Here is a 15,699-nt window from a genome sequence, read left to right as displayed (position 1 = left end):
CAGGTAGGCCGCGGACCTTCTGCACGGCTGCGTCTGTTGCGAGTCTGTTCCGAACGTGTCGGAGGGCCACCACTGTGGCACCTGCGTGGCCCCGGGCAACCGCGGGGTGACCCGTGCGGGTGCCCCCGGGCGGGCCGGGGTCGCGGTGCCGGGTCCCGCCGTCCGCGGCGGGACCCGCGCCCACCGCCTCCGTTACCGTGGGTCCACCTGGGACCACGGGCTCCTCCCGTGCGGCCGCCCCGCCGAGGGCGGCCCGGAGGGCGCGAGGCGAGAGGGGGCCGGGTGGACGGGCACGGGCACGACCTGGCGGGCGACCTCGGCGCGCCCGGCGAGGTCGAGCAGCAGGTCGAGCAGCAGGTCGAGCGGGAGGCCGCCCGGCTGCGCTGGCAGCTGGCCATCACCGCCGCCGGCATCGGCGGCTTCGACTGGGACCTGGTGACCGGCCGCCTCAGCTGGGACGACCGGCTCGTGGAGCTGTTCGGCTACGAGCGCTCGACCTTCGCCGAGGACATCGCCGCCTTCGACGCGCGCCTGCACCCGGACGACCGCGCGCGCGTCTCGCGCGCCGTCGACGAGTGCATCGCCACCTGCGGCACCTTCGAGGCCGAGTACCGCGTGGTGCGCCCGGACGGCACGACCCGCTGGGTCCAGGCGCGCGGCAAGGCCCTGGCCGGCCCCTCCGGCCGCGCGGTGCGCATGCTGGGCGCCGCGTACGACACCACCGCCGAGCGCGACGCCGACGCCCGCACCGCCCGCGTGCTGGAGTCGATGCCGACGGCGTTCTTCTCCCTCGACCGCGACTGGCGCTTCTCCTACGTCAACGCCCGCGCCGAGGAGCTGCTGGGCCGCGCGCGCGGCGAGCTGCTGGGCGGCGACGTGTGGGAGCTGTTCCCCGCCGCCGTCGGCGCGCCCTTCGACGAGGAGTACCACCGGGCGGTGGACACGGGCGAGCCCGTCGCGTTCGAGGCGTACTACCCGGCGCCGCTGGACGCCTGGTTCGAGGTGCGCGCCTGGCCCACCCCCGACGGGCTGTCGGTGTACTTCATCGACGTCACCGCCCGCCGCCGCGCCGTGGAGGCCGTGGAGGCCGCGCGCGCCGAGGCCGAGCGCGAGCGCGTGCGCACGGCCGCGGCCGCCGAGCGGCTGCGCCTGCTGGCGTCGGTGGGCGACCAGCTGGGGGCGACCCTGGACGCCGAGGAGGCCGTGGCCCGCCTGGCCCAGACCGTCGTGCCCGTGCTGGCCGACTGGTGCGTGGTGACCCTCGTCGACGAGCACGGGGGCCTGCGCGACGTCGGCTCCTGGCACCGCGACCCGGCCGCGCGGGAGCTGGTGCGCACCTACGCCGCGCACCGCCTGCGCGGGATGTCGCCGAACTCCTTCGTCCACCAGGCGCTGCGCACCGAGCAGGCCGTGCTCGTCGAGCGCGACGCCGCCCCCGCCGTCAGCGAGCTGCTGGCCCCCGGGCCGGCGCGCGAGGTCTTCGCCGAGCTGGCGCCGGAGTCGATGGCCGTGCTGCCGCTGCGCGCGCGGGGGCGCACCAGCGGGCTGGTCACGCTGTTCCGCGGCCCGGAGCGCGAGCCGCTGCGCGGGCAGGACGCCCTGACCGCCGGTCAGGTCGCCGACCGCGCGGGCCTGGCCCTGGACAACGCGCGCCTGTACGCCGAGCAGCAGCACATCGCCGAGGGGCTGCAGCGCAGCCTGCTGACCGCCCTCGTCGACCCGGAGGGCGCCGACCTGGAGGCGCGCTACCTGCCGGCCGCCGCGGCCGCGCAGGTGGGCGGCGACTGGTACGACGCCTTCCGCCAGCGCGACGGCCGCTCGGTGCTGGTCATCGGCGACGTCATGGGCCACGACGTGTCGGCGGCCGCCGCGATGGGGCAGCTGCGCAGCCTGCTGCGCGGCATCGCGCACGCCACCGACCACGGGCCGGCGCAGCTGCTGACCGGCCTGGACGCGGCCATGCGCGGCCTGGCGGTGGACACCACGGCGACGGCCCTGGTGGCGCGCCTGGAGCGCGGCGAGGGCGGGGCGGCGCTGCTGCGCTGGTCGTCGGCGGGGCACCCGCCGCCGCTGCTGCTGCGCGCCGACGGCACGTGCGAGTACCTCGAGACCCCCGTCCACGAGCTGCTGCTGGGCATCGACGCCGCCGCGCGGCGCACCGACCGGGTGACGACCCTGGCGGGCGGGGACACGCTGCTGCTGTTCACCGACGGCCTCGTGGAGCGGCGCGGGCAGTCCGTCGACGAGGGGCTGCGGCGGCTGCGGGCGGCGGTGGCGGGCCTGCGCGGCGCCGGGCTGCCGGAGCTGTGCTCGGCGGTGCTGGAGCGGCTGGTGCCGCAGGACGCCGAGGACGACGTGGCGCTGCTGGCGGTGCGGCTGCACCCCTGACCCCCGGGCCCGGGGCGGTTCAGCCGTCGGTCACCGGGTCCGCCTGCCCGGCCAGGACGGCCCGGGCCAGCGACTCCGCGGTGCCGCCGCGGGAGAAGGCCGCCGCCCGCAGCAGCGCGCGCGCCTCCTCCACGCCCAGGCCGTGGCGCTGGCGCAGGACCCCGGCGGCCACCGACACGGCGTCCGGGACGTCGTCCACGACCGGCGCGAGGGCGGTCGGGTGCTGCTCGTCCAGCCGCAGCAGGACGCTGGCGGTGAGGACGTCGGCCAGGCGGTCCAGGGCGGCGCGCTCGGAGGCGCCGAAGGCGTCCGCCCCGTCGCGGGCCGCGCACAGCACGCCCACCGGCGGGACGCCGCCCGTCTGCAGGGGCAGCGCCGCCAGGGCCCGGAACGGCGGCCGCGGCCCGGCCGCGGCCAGCAGCGGCCACGACGTCGCGGAGTGCACGTCGGGCACCAGGACGCCGCAGCGCCGGCGCCGGGCCTCCAGGACGGGCCCCTCCCCGACGGTCAGCTGCCGCTGCAGGTGCGCGACGAGCGCTGCGTCGCTGCCCGCCAGCGCGGAGTGCAGGTCCTCGGCGGCCAGCAGGACGACGGCCGCCCGGTCGAAGCGGACGACCGGCGCCATGGCCGCGCACACGGCGAGCTCGGGGCTGGCGGGCGCGGGCTCCCGCGTGCCCGTGGTGAGGGGGGAGGGGGCCGGGCGGGGTCCGACGGCGGGCCCGCCGCGGCCGGTGACGCGCTCGACGAGCTGCTGGTTGCGCTCGCGCAGCGCGCTGTCGCGCTGGCGGGCGCCCAGGACCAGCGCGCGCGAGTGCGCCACGAGCCGCCCGGAGGTCTCCACACCCACCGGCCCATGCTGGACCCGCGCCCGTCCGGTGCGCAGCAGGAGGTGCGCCCCGAGCCCGGTGGCCGCGCCGGGCGCGGGGGTGGAGGCTGGCGGTGTGAGCCAGGACACCCGTCGCGACCGCGCCGCACCCGCCGGCGGGACCCACGACGAGGACGCCGCGGACGTCGAGGCGCTCGCGCTGCTGGACGGCGCGGCGGACGAGCACGGGGTGCGCCGCTCGCTGCACGAGGACCTCGCGGTGGCTCACCTGCGCGCCCTGTCCGCGTGCGAGCGCAGCTCCGAGGTGGTCCAGCGGGCCCGGGCCGCCGCGGCGCGGGTGGCCGAGCTCGAGCGCGAGGTCGAGCAGCTGGGCGCGGCGCTGCGCAGCCGCCCCGCCATCGAGCACGTCGTGGGCATGGTGATGCTGGTGCGCGGCTGCGACGCCGACGAGGCGTTCGGCCTGCTGGTGGAGGTGTCCCAGCGCAGCAACGTGAAGCTGCGCGAGGTGGCCGCCGCGCTCGCGGCGCGGGTGGCCGCCGGTCAGGGGCTGCCCGAGGAGTTCCTGCGGGTCGTCGCCGGGCCGCCGAGGGCCGCCGGCCTCAGCCCTCGCCCGGCGCCGCGGCCCGGTCGGCGGCGACCTGCTCCATGACGACCACGGCGCCCGTCACCGACCCCGCCTCCGCCAGCGCCGACACCGTCACCGTCACCGTCAGCGGGCGCCCGCGCCGGTTCACGGCCGCCTCCACCAGGCTCGCGTCGCCCTCGCCGGCCAGCACCGCCCGCACCGCCGCGCCCACCCGCTGCAGCGGCAGGCCGGTGTCCAGGGTCAGCAGGTGCTCGCCGACGACCTCGTCCGCGCGCAGCCCCCACGCGTCCACCGCCCACGCGTTCCACACCCGCACGCGCAGGTCGGGGTCGACGACGGCGACCCCCACGCGCAGGCTGGCGAACACGCCGTCCATGTAGGTGTTGAGGGACCCGACCTCGTCGGTGCGCAGCCGCAGCTCGTGGTTGGAGGCCTGCAGCTCGTCGTTCATCGACTGCAGCTCCTCGTTCATCGTCTCCAGCTCCTCGTTCGTGGAGTGCAGCTCCTCGTTGGTGGTCTCCAGCTCCTCGACCGTGGACTGCAGCTCCTCGTTGGTGGTCTCCAGCTCCTCGTTGGTCGACTGCAGCTCCTCGTAGGCGGTCTCCAGCTGCCGGTGCGCCTCCTCCAGCTCGTCCTGCAGCTGGCGCGAGCGGGTGACGTCGACGAACACGACGGCCGTGCCGAGGTCCACGCCCTGCGGGCTGCGCAGCGGGACCACCTGCACGTCCAGCCACTCGCGCTCGCCGCGCCCGCGGCGCCACTCGACGTTGCGGATCCACACGGTGCGCCGCTGGCTGTGCGCCTGGTCGACCGCCGAGCGCAGCTCCACGGGTCGGTAGGAGACCTCCAGGTCCTGGAACGGGCGGCCCGCGTCGTGCGGGGACAGCCCGAACAGGGTGTCGGCGCGGTGGTTGGTCAGCACGACGCGCCCGGTGGCGTCCAGCACGATCTGCGCGACGGGGCTGGCGGCGATGGCCTCGGCGCGCAGCGCCGCGGGGACGTCGGCGCCCGCGGAGACCGGCAGCGGCGCGGCGGCCGTCACCCGCAGCGGCGCCCGCGAGGGGCCGACGCGGCGGAACAGCCGGTTCTTCAGGTCGATCGGCGTGAACAGCGCGCTCTGGCTCAGCAGCATCTCCGCCTTGCCGAGGAACAGGGTGCCCTCGGGGTTCAGCGAGTAGTGCAGCCGCTCGGCGATCCGCGCCTGGGTCTCGGCGTTCAGGTACATCAGGGTGTTGCGGCACAGCAGCAGGTCCACGTGGGAGATCGGCGCGTCCTGCACCAGGTCCGCGCGGCCGAAGATGACCGAGCGGCGCAGGTCCGGCCGGAACGTCCACCGGCTGCCGCTGGTCTCGAAGTACCGCGACAGCAGGTCCGGCGGCAGGCTGCGCACCTCCCGCTCGGAGTAGGTGGCGGTGCGGGCGTGGGCCAGGGCGTCCTCGTCGACGTCCGTGGCGTAGATCTTCACGCGGGCGCGGAACTCCTCGGGACCGAGCAGCTCCGCCAGGCAGATCGCCAGGCTGTACGCCTCCTGCCCGGACGCGCAGCCGGCGCTCCACGCGCGCAGCGGTCCCTCGGGACGGCGGGCCAGCAGTTCCGGCAGCAGGTCGGTGCGCAACCGGTCCCACGCGTCGGGGTCGCGGAAGAACGACGTGACGTTGATGAGGATGGTGTTGAACAGGGCGGTGAACTCGTCGCCGTCCACCTCGAGCAGGTCGCGGTAGTCGCCGAAGGACTCGATCCCCACGTCGGCCATGCGCCGCTGCACCCGCCGCACGAGGCTGGGCCGCTTGTACCCGGTGAAGTCGAACCCCCGGGACTCCTTGAGCAGCTCCAGCAGGTCCTCGAAACCGTCCGGGACGACGGCCGGACCCTCCTCGACCTCCTCGAGGGCGCCGTCGCCGAACCCGTCGACCGCCCCGTCCACGGTCCCGTCGTGCTCGCTCACCGGACCACCTCCGCGTCCCGCACGTCCCGCTCCCCGTCCTCGTCGTCCGCCGCGTCGCCCGGCTCGGCGAGCAGCCGGTGCAGCGCGAGGGCCGCCGCGGCGTTCTCGGCCGCGCGCTCGGAGAACCGCTGCGCCGTCAGCCCGTGCCCGGCGTCGCGGGCGCGCCGGCCCATCTCCCGGTGCAGCGCGGCGCGCTCCTCCAGGCTGCGCACGGCCATCCACAGCGCGCCCTCGGTGGACACGGACTGCTGCGTGCGCAGGCTCTCCGGCGACCAGGCGTGCCCCACCCGGCAGCGGAACCGCAGCATGCCGTGGTCCTCGATCCGGTACAGGGACCCGTTGCAGTCCGGGCAGGTGTAGCCGGACGGCGCACCGGCGTGGTCGTCGCCGGCGCCGGGGTTCGCCGCCGAGCGCGCCACGTCGGTCTCCTCCCGCAGCAGGGGGTCGGTGCCGGCCGGGTGGTCGCCGACCGGCTGGCCCACCAGGCGCGAGACCGTGGCGGCCACGTCGGCGAGGGGGACCACGTGCTCGGGCTCGCCCGCGGCGATCGCGGCTGCCGGCATCCCCGGGTAGAGGGCGTCCGCGGGCTCCTGCACGACACCCGTGCCGCCCGCGGCGCGCAGGGCCAGCAGCCCGGCCGCGCCGTCGTCGAGGTTCCCGGACAGGACGACGCCGACCGCCCGCGGGCCCAGCGCGCGCGCCGCGGAGCGGAACAGGACGTCCACGGCCGGGCGGTGCCCGTTCTCGCGCGGGCCGGCTGTCAGCAGGACGTGGCCGTCGGCGACGAACAGGTGCCGGTCGGGCCGGGCGACGAGCACCTGCCCGCGCTCCAGGGCGTCGCCCGAGCGGGCCGTGCGCACCGGCAGCGGCCCGGAGCGGTCGAGGATCGCCGGCAGCGCGTTCGCGCCGGTCGGCGGGACGTGCAGGACGACGAGGACGGCGGCGGGCAGGTCCTCGGGCAGTCCGGCGACGAGGGCGCGCAGCGCCTCGACGCCCCCGGCGCTGGCGCCGACGACGACGACGTCGCGAGTCCTCATGCGGCGAGCGTAGTCGCGCCCGCCCGGCTCGCCCGGCGCCGCCGTCCCTCCTACCGTGGCCGGAGGTGGAGGATCGCGCCTGCCCGGCGGACCCGGTCCCCGGGACCCGACGAGGACGACGGAGGAACCGTGACCGACGACCGCAGCCACCTGGCCGTGCCCGACTACGACCACCTGCCCACCGCGGCGCTGGCCGACCGGGCCCGCGCGCTGGACGCCGGCCAGCTGGCGCAGATCATCGCCTACGAGGAGCAGCACGGCGCCCGCGAGCCGGTGCTGACGGTGCTGCGCCAGCGCGCCGCGCAGCTGGCGTCCGGGGCCGAGCCCTCGGGCGGGGACCCGGCGGGCCTGCAGCCGGAGGGCGCTCCGCCGCCGGCCGGGCGCAAGGTCGGCGACACGGACGCGCCGCCGGTCAACCCGCCCTCGCACGGCGATCCCACGAACCCCTCCCAGCCCCGCGGCTGACGCCGCTAGACCGCCCCTCCCCGCGCCGCCCCCTCCGTGATCACGGTGGGGGAGGGGGGTCAGGGGCGGGGGTCGGTGCGCTGCCAGCGCGGGTGCCGGCCGCGGCGGGAGGCGCCCGTGGCGGCCAGGCAGCGCGGGCACACCTCCCGCACGGCGTCGGCGCTGCCGCCGGTGGCCGGGTCGACGTCCGTGAACGCCACCCCGGCGAACCGGCGCAGCCCCGCGCGGTGCAGCGGGACGCCGCACAGCGTCTGGTTCTGCCCCGGCTCCCAGGCGTGGACCTCCCCGGCGGGCAGGCGCGCGCCGTCGTCGGCCGTCCAGCTGCCGGTCGCGGCCACGCGGGCGCTCACGAGCCCTCCCGCCAGCCGGTCACCCGCGGCCGCGGTCGCCGCCCCGCGCGCGGCAGCCGCTCGCCGCAGTAGCGCACCCCGCCGCGGGCGCGGGCGCCGATCGCCAGCCACACGCACACCGAGCGCTCCAGCACCCACAGCGGCGCCCACAGCGCACCGTCGGCGGGGAAGTGGCGGGTGCCGCGGGCGCGCCGCCGGCCCGCCTCGGCGACCGCGACGGACCCGGCCAGCAGCGAGGCCGCCGGCAGCCCGAACAGCTTGGGCCGCAGCGCCCCCAGCACGAGCAGCGGCAGCCAGCTCGCCTCCACGAGCAGCCGCGCCGGCTGGGCGAAGTCGTCGTAGGCCTGCCGCACCCGCTGGGAGCGGAAGTGCGCCGCCGTCGGGGGCAGCCGACGCACGTACACCCACGGCGCGCTCACCACGCGCCCGCCGGCGGCCCGTGCGGTGCGCAGCAGCTGCAGGTTCTCGTACAGGACGTCGCCGTCGTAGCCGCCCATCGCGGTGAACAGGCTGCGCCGCACCCCCAGGGTCCCGGGGGAGTCGCCCCACGTGGCGCGGTTCAGCAGGACGCGCGCGGTGTCCCAGCGCGCGTGCCACGGCACCGGTGCGAAGACGTTGTGCGGGACGACGACGTCGGCGTCCTGCAGCGCCTCCAGGACGTCGCGCAGCTCGCCGGGGCCGTAGCGGACGTCGTCGTCGGCGACGACGACGAACTCCGAGCGGGCGGCCCGCACCCCGGTGACCACGCCGGCGACCTTGCGGTTGCGCCCGGGCCACGGCTCCGGCGGCACGTGGCGGACGCCGGTGCCGCCGAGCGCGGCGGCGTGCCGGGCGAACTCCTCCGGCGCCGAGCCGTCGACGACGGTCACGTGCAGCTGCCCGGACAGCCCCCGCAGGTACGCGGCCAGCTCCTCGAGCTCGTGCCCGGGGCGCCCGGACCAGCGCACCGGCAGCACGTACTCGCCGTCGAGGCGCTGGGCGCCGCGGACGGGGACCGCGCGGTGGGCGACCGCCTCCGGGCCGGCTGTCACGCGGGGTCGCGCAGCGAGCTGCGCCCCTCCTCCCAGCGCTCCAGGACGTGCGCGGCGACCAGTCCGTCGAGGGCCAGGCAGGCCGCGGCGCCGAACAGGACGTCACCGGTCAGGTGGGGTTCGCGGCGGGCCAGCCCGCCGGCGAGGTCGCGCCCGGCGATCTGCTCGTGGACGGCGTCGGCCTCGACGTGCTCGTCGAAGAACCAGGTGGCGTCGGCGTCGAACCCGAGGCGCCGCAGCCCGTTGCCGTAGAACCGGTTGGGGATCGAGGACGTCATCTCGAACACCGCCAGGTGGCCGACGACGGCGGCGCGCAGGCGCCGGTGCAGCCCGAACATCGACATGGCGTTCGTGCTGGCCAGGGTGATCGCGGGGACCCGGTCGACGAGGGCGCCGTAGGTGTCGTCGAGGCCGAGGGCGCGCATGGTGCGGGCGAACAGGGCGGCGTGCATGCGGTCGGCGCGGCCGCCGCCGTACTCGTCGGACTGCACCTCCACGAGCGCGGCCTTGACGGGGCCGGCCAGCCGGGGGATCGCCCACGTGTGGGGGTCGGCCTCCTTGAGGTGGTACACGGAGCGGTGGGTGAGGAACTCGCGGTACTGCTCCAGGTCCGCCCGGCGGGCCAGGTACCGGGACAGGCCGGGGCCGTCGTCCTCGGCGGCCATCCGGAACAGGGTCTCGGCGACGTCGCCGGGCTCGGCGGCGGGGACGTCGACGAGCTCGCGGACGGCCCGCTCGAACGGCTCCTCGAGCGTCTGGCGCACGCGCAGCAGGTCCAGGTCCCACTCGAGGGCGTCGTCGACCCCGGCCAGGCCGCGGTAGGACAGCTCGTACAGGACGGTCAGGGACAGCTGCACGTCCTCGTCGCGCAGGACGTCGGCGGTGCTCGCGGCGGCGCGCGCCAGGTCGAGGAGGTCCTGCGCCGTCCCGGCCGAGCCGGGCTCGACGAGGTGGGCCAGCAGCGCGGCGCTGAGCCGGCCGCGCGGGGCCGGCAGCGGCATGCGCCCGTCGTCGGTGCCGGGTGCGGTGGTCGTGGGCTCGAGCTGCGTGGTCACGGGACCTCCGGGTCGCCTCGGGGCGGCGCGCTGGTGGAACCGCGCCGCAGCGGGTAGAGCGGTCGTGTGACCGACACCCGAGCCGACCGGCTCCGCGACGCCGCTCCCACCGACGACGGCCGGGAGGTCCCGGCGACGCCTCCCGCCGAGGTGACCATCACCGTCTGCCCGGACGGTCCGCTGCTGGTGCGCGGGCCGGCCGTCGTCCTCGACGCCGACGGCGTGGACGTCCCGCGCGAGCGGCGCACGATCGCCCTGTGCCGCTGCGGCAGGACGGGCAGTGCGCCGTTCTGCGACGGCACGCACAAGGTCCGGCCCGCGGGCCGGTCCTGAGGGCGTGCCCGCGGTGCGGGCTGCGGGGGTCATCGGTCTCTCCGACGGGAGGTGGGTGCGCGGTGCTGCGCTGGTGCTGGCCTGGTGTCGACCTGCCGGGAACGCTAGGTCCGCCCCCCGCCCTCCGCAACAAGGCCCGCGACCGGGCCGTTCCCCGGGTGCGGACCGCCCGCTCCGCGCCTAGCGTCGGGCGTGGTCGAGCCCAGGCCCCCGGTGGACCGCCGTGCGGGGCAGTGCCGTCCGCGCGCCGCTCCCGGGAACAGGACGTCCTGACGAAACCACCGGAGGCGAGATCGTGTACCGCTACACCCGAGAGCTGCAGTTCACCGCGAAGCCCGAGAAGCCCGACGCGCTGTTCGCCATGAAGTTCCAGGAGATCCTGGGCGGGCAGTTCGGCGAGATGACCGTGATGATGCAGTACCTGTTCCAGGGCTGGAACTGCCGCGTCCCCGGCAAGTACAAGGACATGATCATGGACATCGGGACGGAGGAGATCTCGCACGTCGAGATGCTCACCGTCATGCTGGCGCGCCTGCTGGAGGGCGCGCCCGGCGAGGTGACCGAGAAGGCCGTGGCCACCAACCCCGTGCTGGCGGCCGTGATCGGCGGGCAGAACCCGCAGCACGCCATCGTCTCCGGCGGCGGCGCGCGCCCCACGGACAGCCTGGGCAACCCCTGGAACGCCGGCTACATCGTCGCCAGCGGGAACCTGCTGACGGACTTCCGCTCCAACGCGGCCGCCGAGGGCCAGAGCCGCCTGATGACCAGCCGCATCGCGAACATGACCGACGACCGCGGCGTCAAGGACATGCTGGCCTTCAACCTGGCCCGCGACACCTACCACCAGCAGCAGTGGATGCTCGGCATCCAGATGCTCATCGAGGACGGTTTCGTCGAGGGCGTGATCGAGCGCTCGAACGCGGACCTGGAGGACGACGACGCGGCGCACGTGTTCTACACCGCGCAGGACGACAGCGCGGCGGGGCAGGGCCTGTGGGCGACGGGCGAGAGCGTGATCGACGGCGAGCCGTTCCGGGTCGAGCCGCTGCGGCCGCTCACGGAGGACGACGGCACGCTGCCGGCGCCGGACCCGCTGCAGTTCGTCACCTACGACGGCAACGCCGGGCCGGCCAAGCCGGGGAACGCCGCCGGCGCGCGGGCGCAGACCGTCGAGAACGTGGTGCGCAAGGTCAAGAACACCCTGACCTGACCCCGCCGTGATCATGGACGGGTGAGGGTCCACCCGTCCATGATCACCGCGGGACGGGTTTCAGGCGGCGGCGCAGCTCCAGGCGCGCACGCCGGCGAGGAAGTCGGTGAGGGCGCCGGGCTGCACGTGCAGGGTGCGGCGCAGCTGCACGCCGGCGGCGTCCCAGACGACGCAGGCCGTGGGCACGCGCACGCCGTGCTGGACGAGGGTGTCCGCCAGGTCGGCGGGCAGGTGCTGGCCGGGTTGGAGGTCCAGTGCGGTGGCGCGCCGGCCCTCGTCCAGGCCGGCCCACCAGGCGGCGAGGGCTCGTGTCTGCGTCACGTCCTGCTCATCGCGCGCGCCGGGTGCCGCGTTGCACCCGCGCGCCCCGTGTCACCCGCCCGGACCAACCCTCCCGTCCCCACCTCGTCCTCCCGCCGTGATCATGGACGGGTGAGCGTTCACCCATCCACGATCACCGCGGGGGTGGTGGGGGAGGGGGCGGTGGTGGGGGGAGGGGGTCAGCGCACGCCGGGCAGGAAGCCCTTGACGACCTGCGAGACCTTCTGCTGCTCGCCCTGCTGGGCGGTCATCACCAGCAGCACCCCGGTCAGGGCCGGGATCGCCCACTGCAGCGCCTTCAGCTTGCGCTGCGACTCGGCGACGTCCTCCGGCGTGCGGGCGTCCGGGTCGACGCCGCTGGCGGCGGGCGCGTCGGCGTCCTTGCCCAGCTGGGCGCCCTTGAGGCCGGAGTAGCCGGTGACGCCCATCGCGACGACGGTCAGCGCCGCCTTGAGCACGGTGTTGCCGCGGGTACCGCTCTGCCCCAGGACGCGACCCTTGTTGCCCACGATCAGCCCGACGCCGCCGATGGCGTGCGCGGTCAGGGCGGCGGCGTTGACGGGGGCCCAGCGCGCCCAGCCGGCGGCGGCGACCTTCGTGCGGTCGCGGGGGTCGCGCACGACGGCGGAGGCGCCGTTGAGGCCGACGGCGCCGAACAGCGAGCCGCCGAACCAGGCGGCGAGGCCGACGTCGTGCAACGAGCGGATGAGGGTCTGGCGTCCGGTCACGGGTGGTCCTCCTCGGGGTCGTGCGGCCCGCCGGCGGCGGGCGCTCGGGATCGGCCTACCCGCGGACGGCGACGCTCATGCGTCCTCCGCCCGGCCGGTGCGCCGCCTACGATCAGCAGGACCGAGCACGCCGGGCGTGCGCCGTCCGGACGTCCAGGAGCAGCACCGCCGTGACGAGGACCGACGCAGGGACCCGCGCTGGCACCCGTGCCGGGGCGGGCGTCGACTTCGCGGCCGTCTTCGAGGACCTGCCCACGCCGTACCTGGTGCTGGACCGCGACCTGCGGGTCGTGGCCGTCAACCGCGCCCGCGAGCTGGCCACCGGCCACCCGCGCGAGCTGGTCGTGGGCCGCCCGCTGTTCGAGGTGTACCCGGACAACCCCGACGACCCCGGCTCCCGGGGCGCCGGCAACCTGGCCGCCTCGCTGCGCCGCGTGCTGGAGACGGGCGAGCCGGACGTCATGCCGCTGCAGCGCTACGACATCGCCGTCGCCGACGGGGCGGGTTTCGAGGTGCGCTGGTGGAGCCCGGTCAACGCGCCCGTGCGCGGCCCGGACGGCGAGGTGGCGTACCTGCTGCACCGCGTGGAGGACGTCACCGCGTGGGTGCGCGCGCAGGGCGGTGAGCCCGTCTCCCCGTACGCGGAGCGGGCCGTGGAGCAGCTGGAGGGCGACCTGCACGCGCAGGGCCGGCGGCTGCGCGACGCCCTGACGGCCGAGGCGGCGGCGAACCGCCGGCTGGCGGGCCTGGCGCGGGTGGCGGTGCACCTGACGGCGGCCTCCACGCTGCCGGAGCTGACGGAGACGGTCGTGCGGGGGCTGGACGTGCTGGGCGCCGACGGCGGCGCGGTGGGCGTGGTGACCGGCGACGGCCTGGAGCTGACCCTGACGCGCTCGCTGCGCCGCTGGGGCGGGCAGCGGCGCACGGTGCCGCTGGACTCGCCGCTGCCGCCGTCGGTGGCCGCGGCCACGGGCTCGCCCGTCGTCGTCCCCGACGCCCGCGCGGAGGCCCCGCTCTCGCCGGAGGTCGAGCGCGTCGTCGCCGAGACGGGGCTGGTGACGTGGGTGGCGCTGCCGCTGCGCGCGGCCGAGCGCACTCTGGGCTCGCTGACGGTCGGCTGGCGCGAGCAGCAGGAGTTCAGCGACCGCGACGTGGAGCTGCTGTCGGCGTTCGCCGCGCAGTGCGCGCAGACGCTGGCGCGCATCCGCGCCGCCGAGCAGGAGCGGCAGGTCTCCGAGGCCCTGCAGCGCAGCCTGCTGACGGCCCCCTACGAGCCGGACCACCTGCAGGTGGGGGTGCGCTACCTGCCGGCGGCGGAGCAGGCGCGCGTCGGCGGCGACTGGTACGACTGCTTCATCGCCCCGCCCGGCGTGACGAGCCTCGTCGTGGGCGACGTCGCCGGCCACGACCGCGACGCCGCGGCCACGATGGGGCAGGTCCGCAACCTCCTGCGCGGGGTGGCGGTGGCGCTGGCCGGCGGCCCGGCGGACGTCCTGGCCGGGCTGGACCGCGCGATGCAGCAGCTGGGCATCGGCGCGATCGCCACGGCGGTGCTGGCGCAGGTGGAGCAGACGGCGGCGGAGCGGGCGGCCGGGGTGCGCACGCTGCGCTGGTCCAGCGCCGGCCACCCGCCGCCGGTGCTCGTGGAGCCGGGCGGCGCGGCGCGGCTGCTGACCACGCCGCCGGACCTGCTGCTGGGCCTGGCGCCGGACAGCCCGCGCGCCGACCACGGGGTGCGGCTGGAACCCGGGGCGACGGTCGTGCTCTACACCGACGGCCTGGTCGAGCGCCGCGACGCGCCCCTGCAGCAGGGCCTGGACTGGCTGCGCGACTTCGTCGCGGCCCGGCACGAGCTGACCGTCGAGGAGCTGTGCGACGCGCTGGTGGCCGAGGTGGCCGCCGAGCACGACGACGACGTGGCGCTGCTCGTGCTGCGCACCCACCCGGAGGACCGTCCGCGCCCGCCGGAGGCCGGCCCGGTGGTGCTGCCGCCGGACCCGCCGGAGGTGCGCGTGGGCACCGCCGGCTGAGCGCCCTCAGACGTGGGTGCCGGCCACGTCCTGCGGCCGGTCGGAGGGCGCGCGCTCGAACCGCTGGGCGTCCAGGCGGCGCACGACCGGTTTGGCGGTCACGCCGTGCACGAGCACGGACAGGGCCACGGTGAAGCCGACGGTGGCCCACAGCTGCTCGGCGGGGAACCCGTCGTGCTGCTCCAGCGCCCAGGCCAGGTAGTACAGCGACCCGATGCCGCGCACGCCGTAGATGCCGACGACCCAGCGCTCGCGCGGACCGGTGGGGGTGCCGGCGAGGCTGAGGTAGCCGACGAGGGGCCGCACGACGACGACGAGGAGCGCGCCGGCCAGCGCGAGCTGCCAGGTGAGGGCGCCGAGCAGGCCGTCGGTGAGCGCGGCGCCCAGCAGCAGCAGCAGCCACGCGGTGAGCATCCGCTCGACCTGCTCGACGAAGCTGTGGGCGACGCGGTGGGCGTCGTGGCTGCGCTCGACCGCGCGGATGGAGCAGGCGGCCACGAACACGGCCACGAACCCGTACCCGTGCAGCAGCTCGGCCACGCCGTAGGCGAGGAAGGTCACGGCGAGGGAGGTGAACCCCTCCACGGAATCGGCCAGGCGGCCGCCGCCCAGGTGCAGGCGGAAGAACAGCCGGCCCAGCAGGTTCCCCACGGCCAGCCCGACGCCGAGGCCGACGACGGTGCGCAGCAGGACGTCCTCCAGGACCCACCCGCCCAGCGCTCCGGCGGTGGCCCCCGCGGTGGCCAGGACGACGGCCAGGTGCACGACGGGGAACGCGGCGCCGTCGTTGAGCCCGGCCTCGCTGGTCAGGGCGAAGCGCACCTCGTCCTCGGCGCCCTCCTCGTCGGCGGGCTCGCCGACCTGCACGTCGCTGGCCAGCACGGGGTCGGTGGGGGCCAGGGCGGCGCCGAGCAGCACGGCGGCGGCCACGGGCAGCCCGGCCAGGACGGTGCCGGTGAGGGCGACGAGGCCGATGGTCAGCGGCATCGCCACGACGATGAGCCGCCACGTGCTGGCCCAGCGCCGCCACCCGACGGGGCGGTCCAGGGCCAGGCCGGCGCCCATCAGGGAGATGATCACGACGATCTCGGTGACGTGCTCCGTGGCGACGGGGTGGTCGACGGGGCTGACGAGCGGCAGGCCGGGCACGAGGCCCAGCAGGGCGCCCACGCCGAGGAACGTCATCGGCAGGTTGAGGGGCAGCCGGTCGACGACCCGGGGCAGCAGGGCGGCCAGCAGGGCGCTGGCACCGGCGAGCAGGAACAGGACGGGAGCGAGCACGGGGCTCCAGACGTGGCGCGGGGGGGGGGGGGGGGGGGGGGGGGGGGGGGGGGGGGGGGGGGGGGGGGGGGGGGGGGGGGGGGGGGGGGGGGGGGGGGGGGGGGGGGGGGGGG

The 15,699-nt window shown here is 76.9% G+C and carries 15 protein-coding genes; 6 read left to right on the top strand and 9 right to left on the bottom strand.

The window, feature by feature from the left end; all coding sequences use genetic code 11:
- Positions 1–282: 282 nt before the first annotated feature.
- Entirely contained in the window at positions 283–2,388 is a 2,106-nt protein-coding gene (locus AB8M62_RS14725) for a SpoIIE family protein phosphatase (RefSeq protein WP_369070045.1), read from the top strand.
- A 19-nt stretch (positions 2,389–2,407) separates the two neighbouring features.
- On the opposite strand, the gene AB8M62_RS14720 is transcribed toward AB8M62_RS14725, so the two are convergent.
- A complete protein-coding gene (locus AB8M62_RS14720) occupies positions 2,408–3,235 on the bottom strand; it encodes a GAF domain-containing protein (RefSeq protein WP_369070044.1) in 828 nt (275 codons plus the stop codon).
- 94 nt (positions 3,236–3,329) lie between these two features.
- Here AB8M62_RS14720 and AB8M62_RS14715 point away from each other — a divergent pair, with 94 nt between their 5' ends.
- The gene (locus AB8M62_RS14715) at positions 3,330–3,863 is read left to right on the top strand and encodes an ANTAR domain-containing protein (RefSeq protein WP_369070043.1); all 534 of its coding nucleotides are present in this window, start codon (positions 3,330–3,332) and stop codon (positions 3,861–3,863) included.
- Here AB8M62_RS14715 and AB8M62_RS14710 read toward each other — a convergent pair.
- Positions 3,814–5,637 (bottom strand): CheR family methyltransferase, encoded by a 1,824-nt coding sequence (locus tag AB8M62_RS14710; protein ID WP_369070072.1) that lies wholly within the window; start codon positions 5,635–5,637, stop codon positions 3,814–3,816. The genes AB8M62_RS14715 and AB8M62_RS14710 overlap by 50 nt on opposite strands.
- A gap of 104 nt (positions 5,638–5,741) precedes the next feature.
- On the bottom strand, positions 5,742–6,782 hold the full coding sequence (locus tag AB8M62_RS14705) for a chemotaxis protein CheB (protein ID WP_369070042.1): 1,041 nt from the start codon (positions 6,780–6,782) through the stop codon (positions 5,742–5,744).
- Between the two features lie 129 nt (positions 6,783–6,911).
- On the opposite strand from AB8M62_RS14705, the gene AB8M62_RS14700 reads away from it, so the two are divergent.
- Entirely contained in the window at positions 6,912–7,247 is a 336-nt protein-coding gene (locus tag AB8M62_RS14700; RefSeq protein ID WP_369070041.1) for a DUF8129 domain-containing protein, read from the top strand.
- Between the two features lie 59 nt (positions 7,248–7,306).
- Here the strand turns inward: AB8M62_RS14700 and AB8M62_RS14695 are convergent, their stop codons facing one another.
- From AB8M62_RS14695 to AB8M62_RS14685, 3 genes are read right to left on the bottom strand one after another with little or no spacing between them, the layout of a single operon-like run.
- Positions 7,307–7,597 carry a hypothetical protein gene (locus AB8M62_RS14695; protein WP_369070040.1) on the bottom strand — a complete coding sequence of 97 codons (291 nt, stop codon included), beginning with the start codon at positions 7,595–7,597 and terminating at the stop codon, positions 7,307–7,309.
- On the bottom strand, positions 7,594–8,628 hold the full coding sequence (locus AB8M62_RS14690; RefSeq protein WP_369055819.1) for a glycosyltransferase family 2 protein: 1,035 nt from the start codon (positions 8,626–8,628) through the stop codon (positions 7,594–7,596). The genes AB8M62_RS14695 and AB8M62_RS14690 overlap by 4 nt, the downstream gene beginning before the upstream one ends.
- Positions 8,625–9,629 carry an iron-containing redox enzyme family protein gene (locus tag AB8M62_RS14685; RefSeq protein WP_369070071.1) on the bottom strand — a complete coding sequence of 335 codons (1,005 nt, stop codon included), beginning with the start codon at positions 9,627–9,629 and terminating at the stop codon, positions 8,625–8,627. Before AB8M62_RS14685 ends, AB8M62_RS14690 begins: the two co-directional genes overlap by 4 nt.
- A gap of 204 nt (positions 9,630–9,833) precedes the next feature.
- On the opposite strand from AB8M62_RS14685, the gene AB8M62_RS14680 reads away from it, so the two are divergent.
- The gene (locus AB8M62_RS14680) at positions 9,834–10,016 is read left to right on the top strand and encodes a CDGSH iron-sulfur domain-containing protein (RefSeq protein ID WP_369055862.1); all 183 of its coding nucleotides are present in this window, start codon (positions 9,834–9,836) and stop codon (positions 10,014–10,016) included.
- A 295-nt stretch (positions 10,017–10,311) separates the two neighbouring features.
- Positions 10,312–11,226: a manganese catalase gene (locus tag AB8M62_RS14675; RefSeq protein WP_369055818.1), complete on the top strand. Its 915-nt coding sequence runs from the start codon at positions 10,312–10,314 to the stop codon at positions 11,224–11,226.
- Between the two features lie 60 nt (positions 11,227–11,286).
- On the opposite strand, the gene AB8M62_RS14670 is transcribed toward AB8M62_RS14675, so the two are convergent.
- Together AB8M62_RS14670 and AB8M62_RS14665 are read right to left on the bottom strand one after the other, a co-directional pair.
- Entirely contained in the window at positions 11,287–11,547 is a 261-nt protein-coding gene (locus tag AB8M62_RS14670; protein WP_369055817.1) for a hypothetical protein, read from the bottom strand.
- 179 nt (positions 11,548–11,726) lie between these two features.
- On the bottom strand, positions 11,727–12,275 hold the full coding sequence (locus AB8M62_RS14665) for a hypothetical protein (protein ID WP_369070038.1): 549 nt from the start codon (positions 12,273–12,275) through the stop codon (positions 11,727–11,729).
- Positions 12,276–12,445: 170 nt separating this feature from the next.
- On the opposite strand from AB8M62_RS14665, the gene AB8M62_RS14660 reads away from it, so the two are divergent.
- On the top strand, positions 12,446–14,305 hold the full coding sequence (locus tag AB8M62_RS14660) for a SpoIIE family protein phosphatase (protein WP_369070037.1): 1,860 nt from the start codon (positions 12,446–12,448) through the stop codon (positions 14,303–14,305).
- A gap of 6 nt (positions 14,306–14,311) precedes the next feature.
- Here the strand turns inward: AB8M62_RS14660 and AB8M62_RS14655 are convergent, their stop codons facing one another.
- Positions 14,312–15,586 carry a cation:proton antiporter gene (locus tag AB8M62_RS14655; protein WP_369070035.1) on the bottom strand — a complete coding sequence of 425 codons (1,275 nt, stop codon included), beginning with the start codon at positions 15,584–15,586 and terminating at the stop codon, positions 14,312–14,314.
- Positions 15,587–15,699 lie beyond the last annotated feature (113 nt).

Origin of the sequence: Kineococcus terrestris (assembly GCF_041020755.1) — a bacterium.
In the GTDB taxonomy this organism is placed as follows: domain Bacteria; phylum Actinomycetota; class Actinomycetes; order Actinomycetales; family Kineococcaceae; genus Kineococcus; species Kineococcus terrestris.
Note: the sequence above shows the minus strand (reverse complement) of the source record. Positions and strands in the feature narration are given on the sequence as shown.

What these genes read in the sequence shown, in the direction of transcription:
- AB8M62_RS14705 (WP_369070042.1), bottom strand. Translation starts at nt 6,782, where the DNA reads ATGAGGACTCGCGACGTCGTCGTCGTCGGCGCCAGCGCCGGGGGCGTC.
- AB8M62_RS14685 (WP_369070071.1), bottom strand. Translation starts at nt 9,629, where the DNA reads ATGCCGCTGCCGGCCCCGCGCGGCCGGCTCAGCGCCGCGCTGCTGGCC.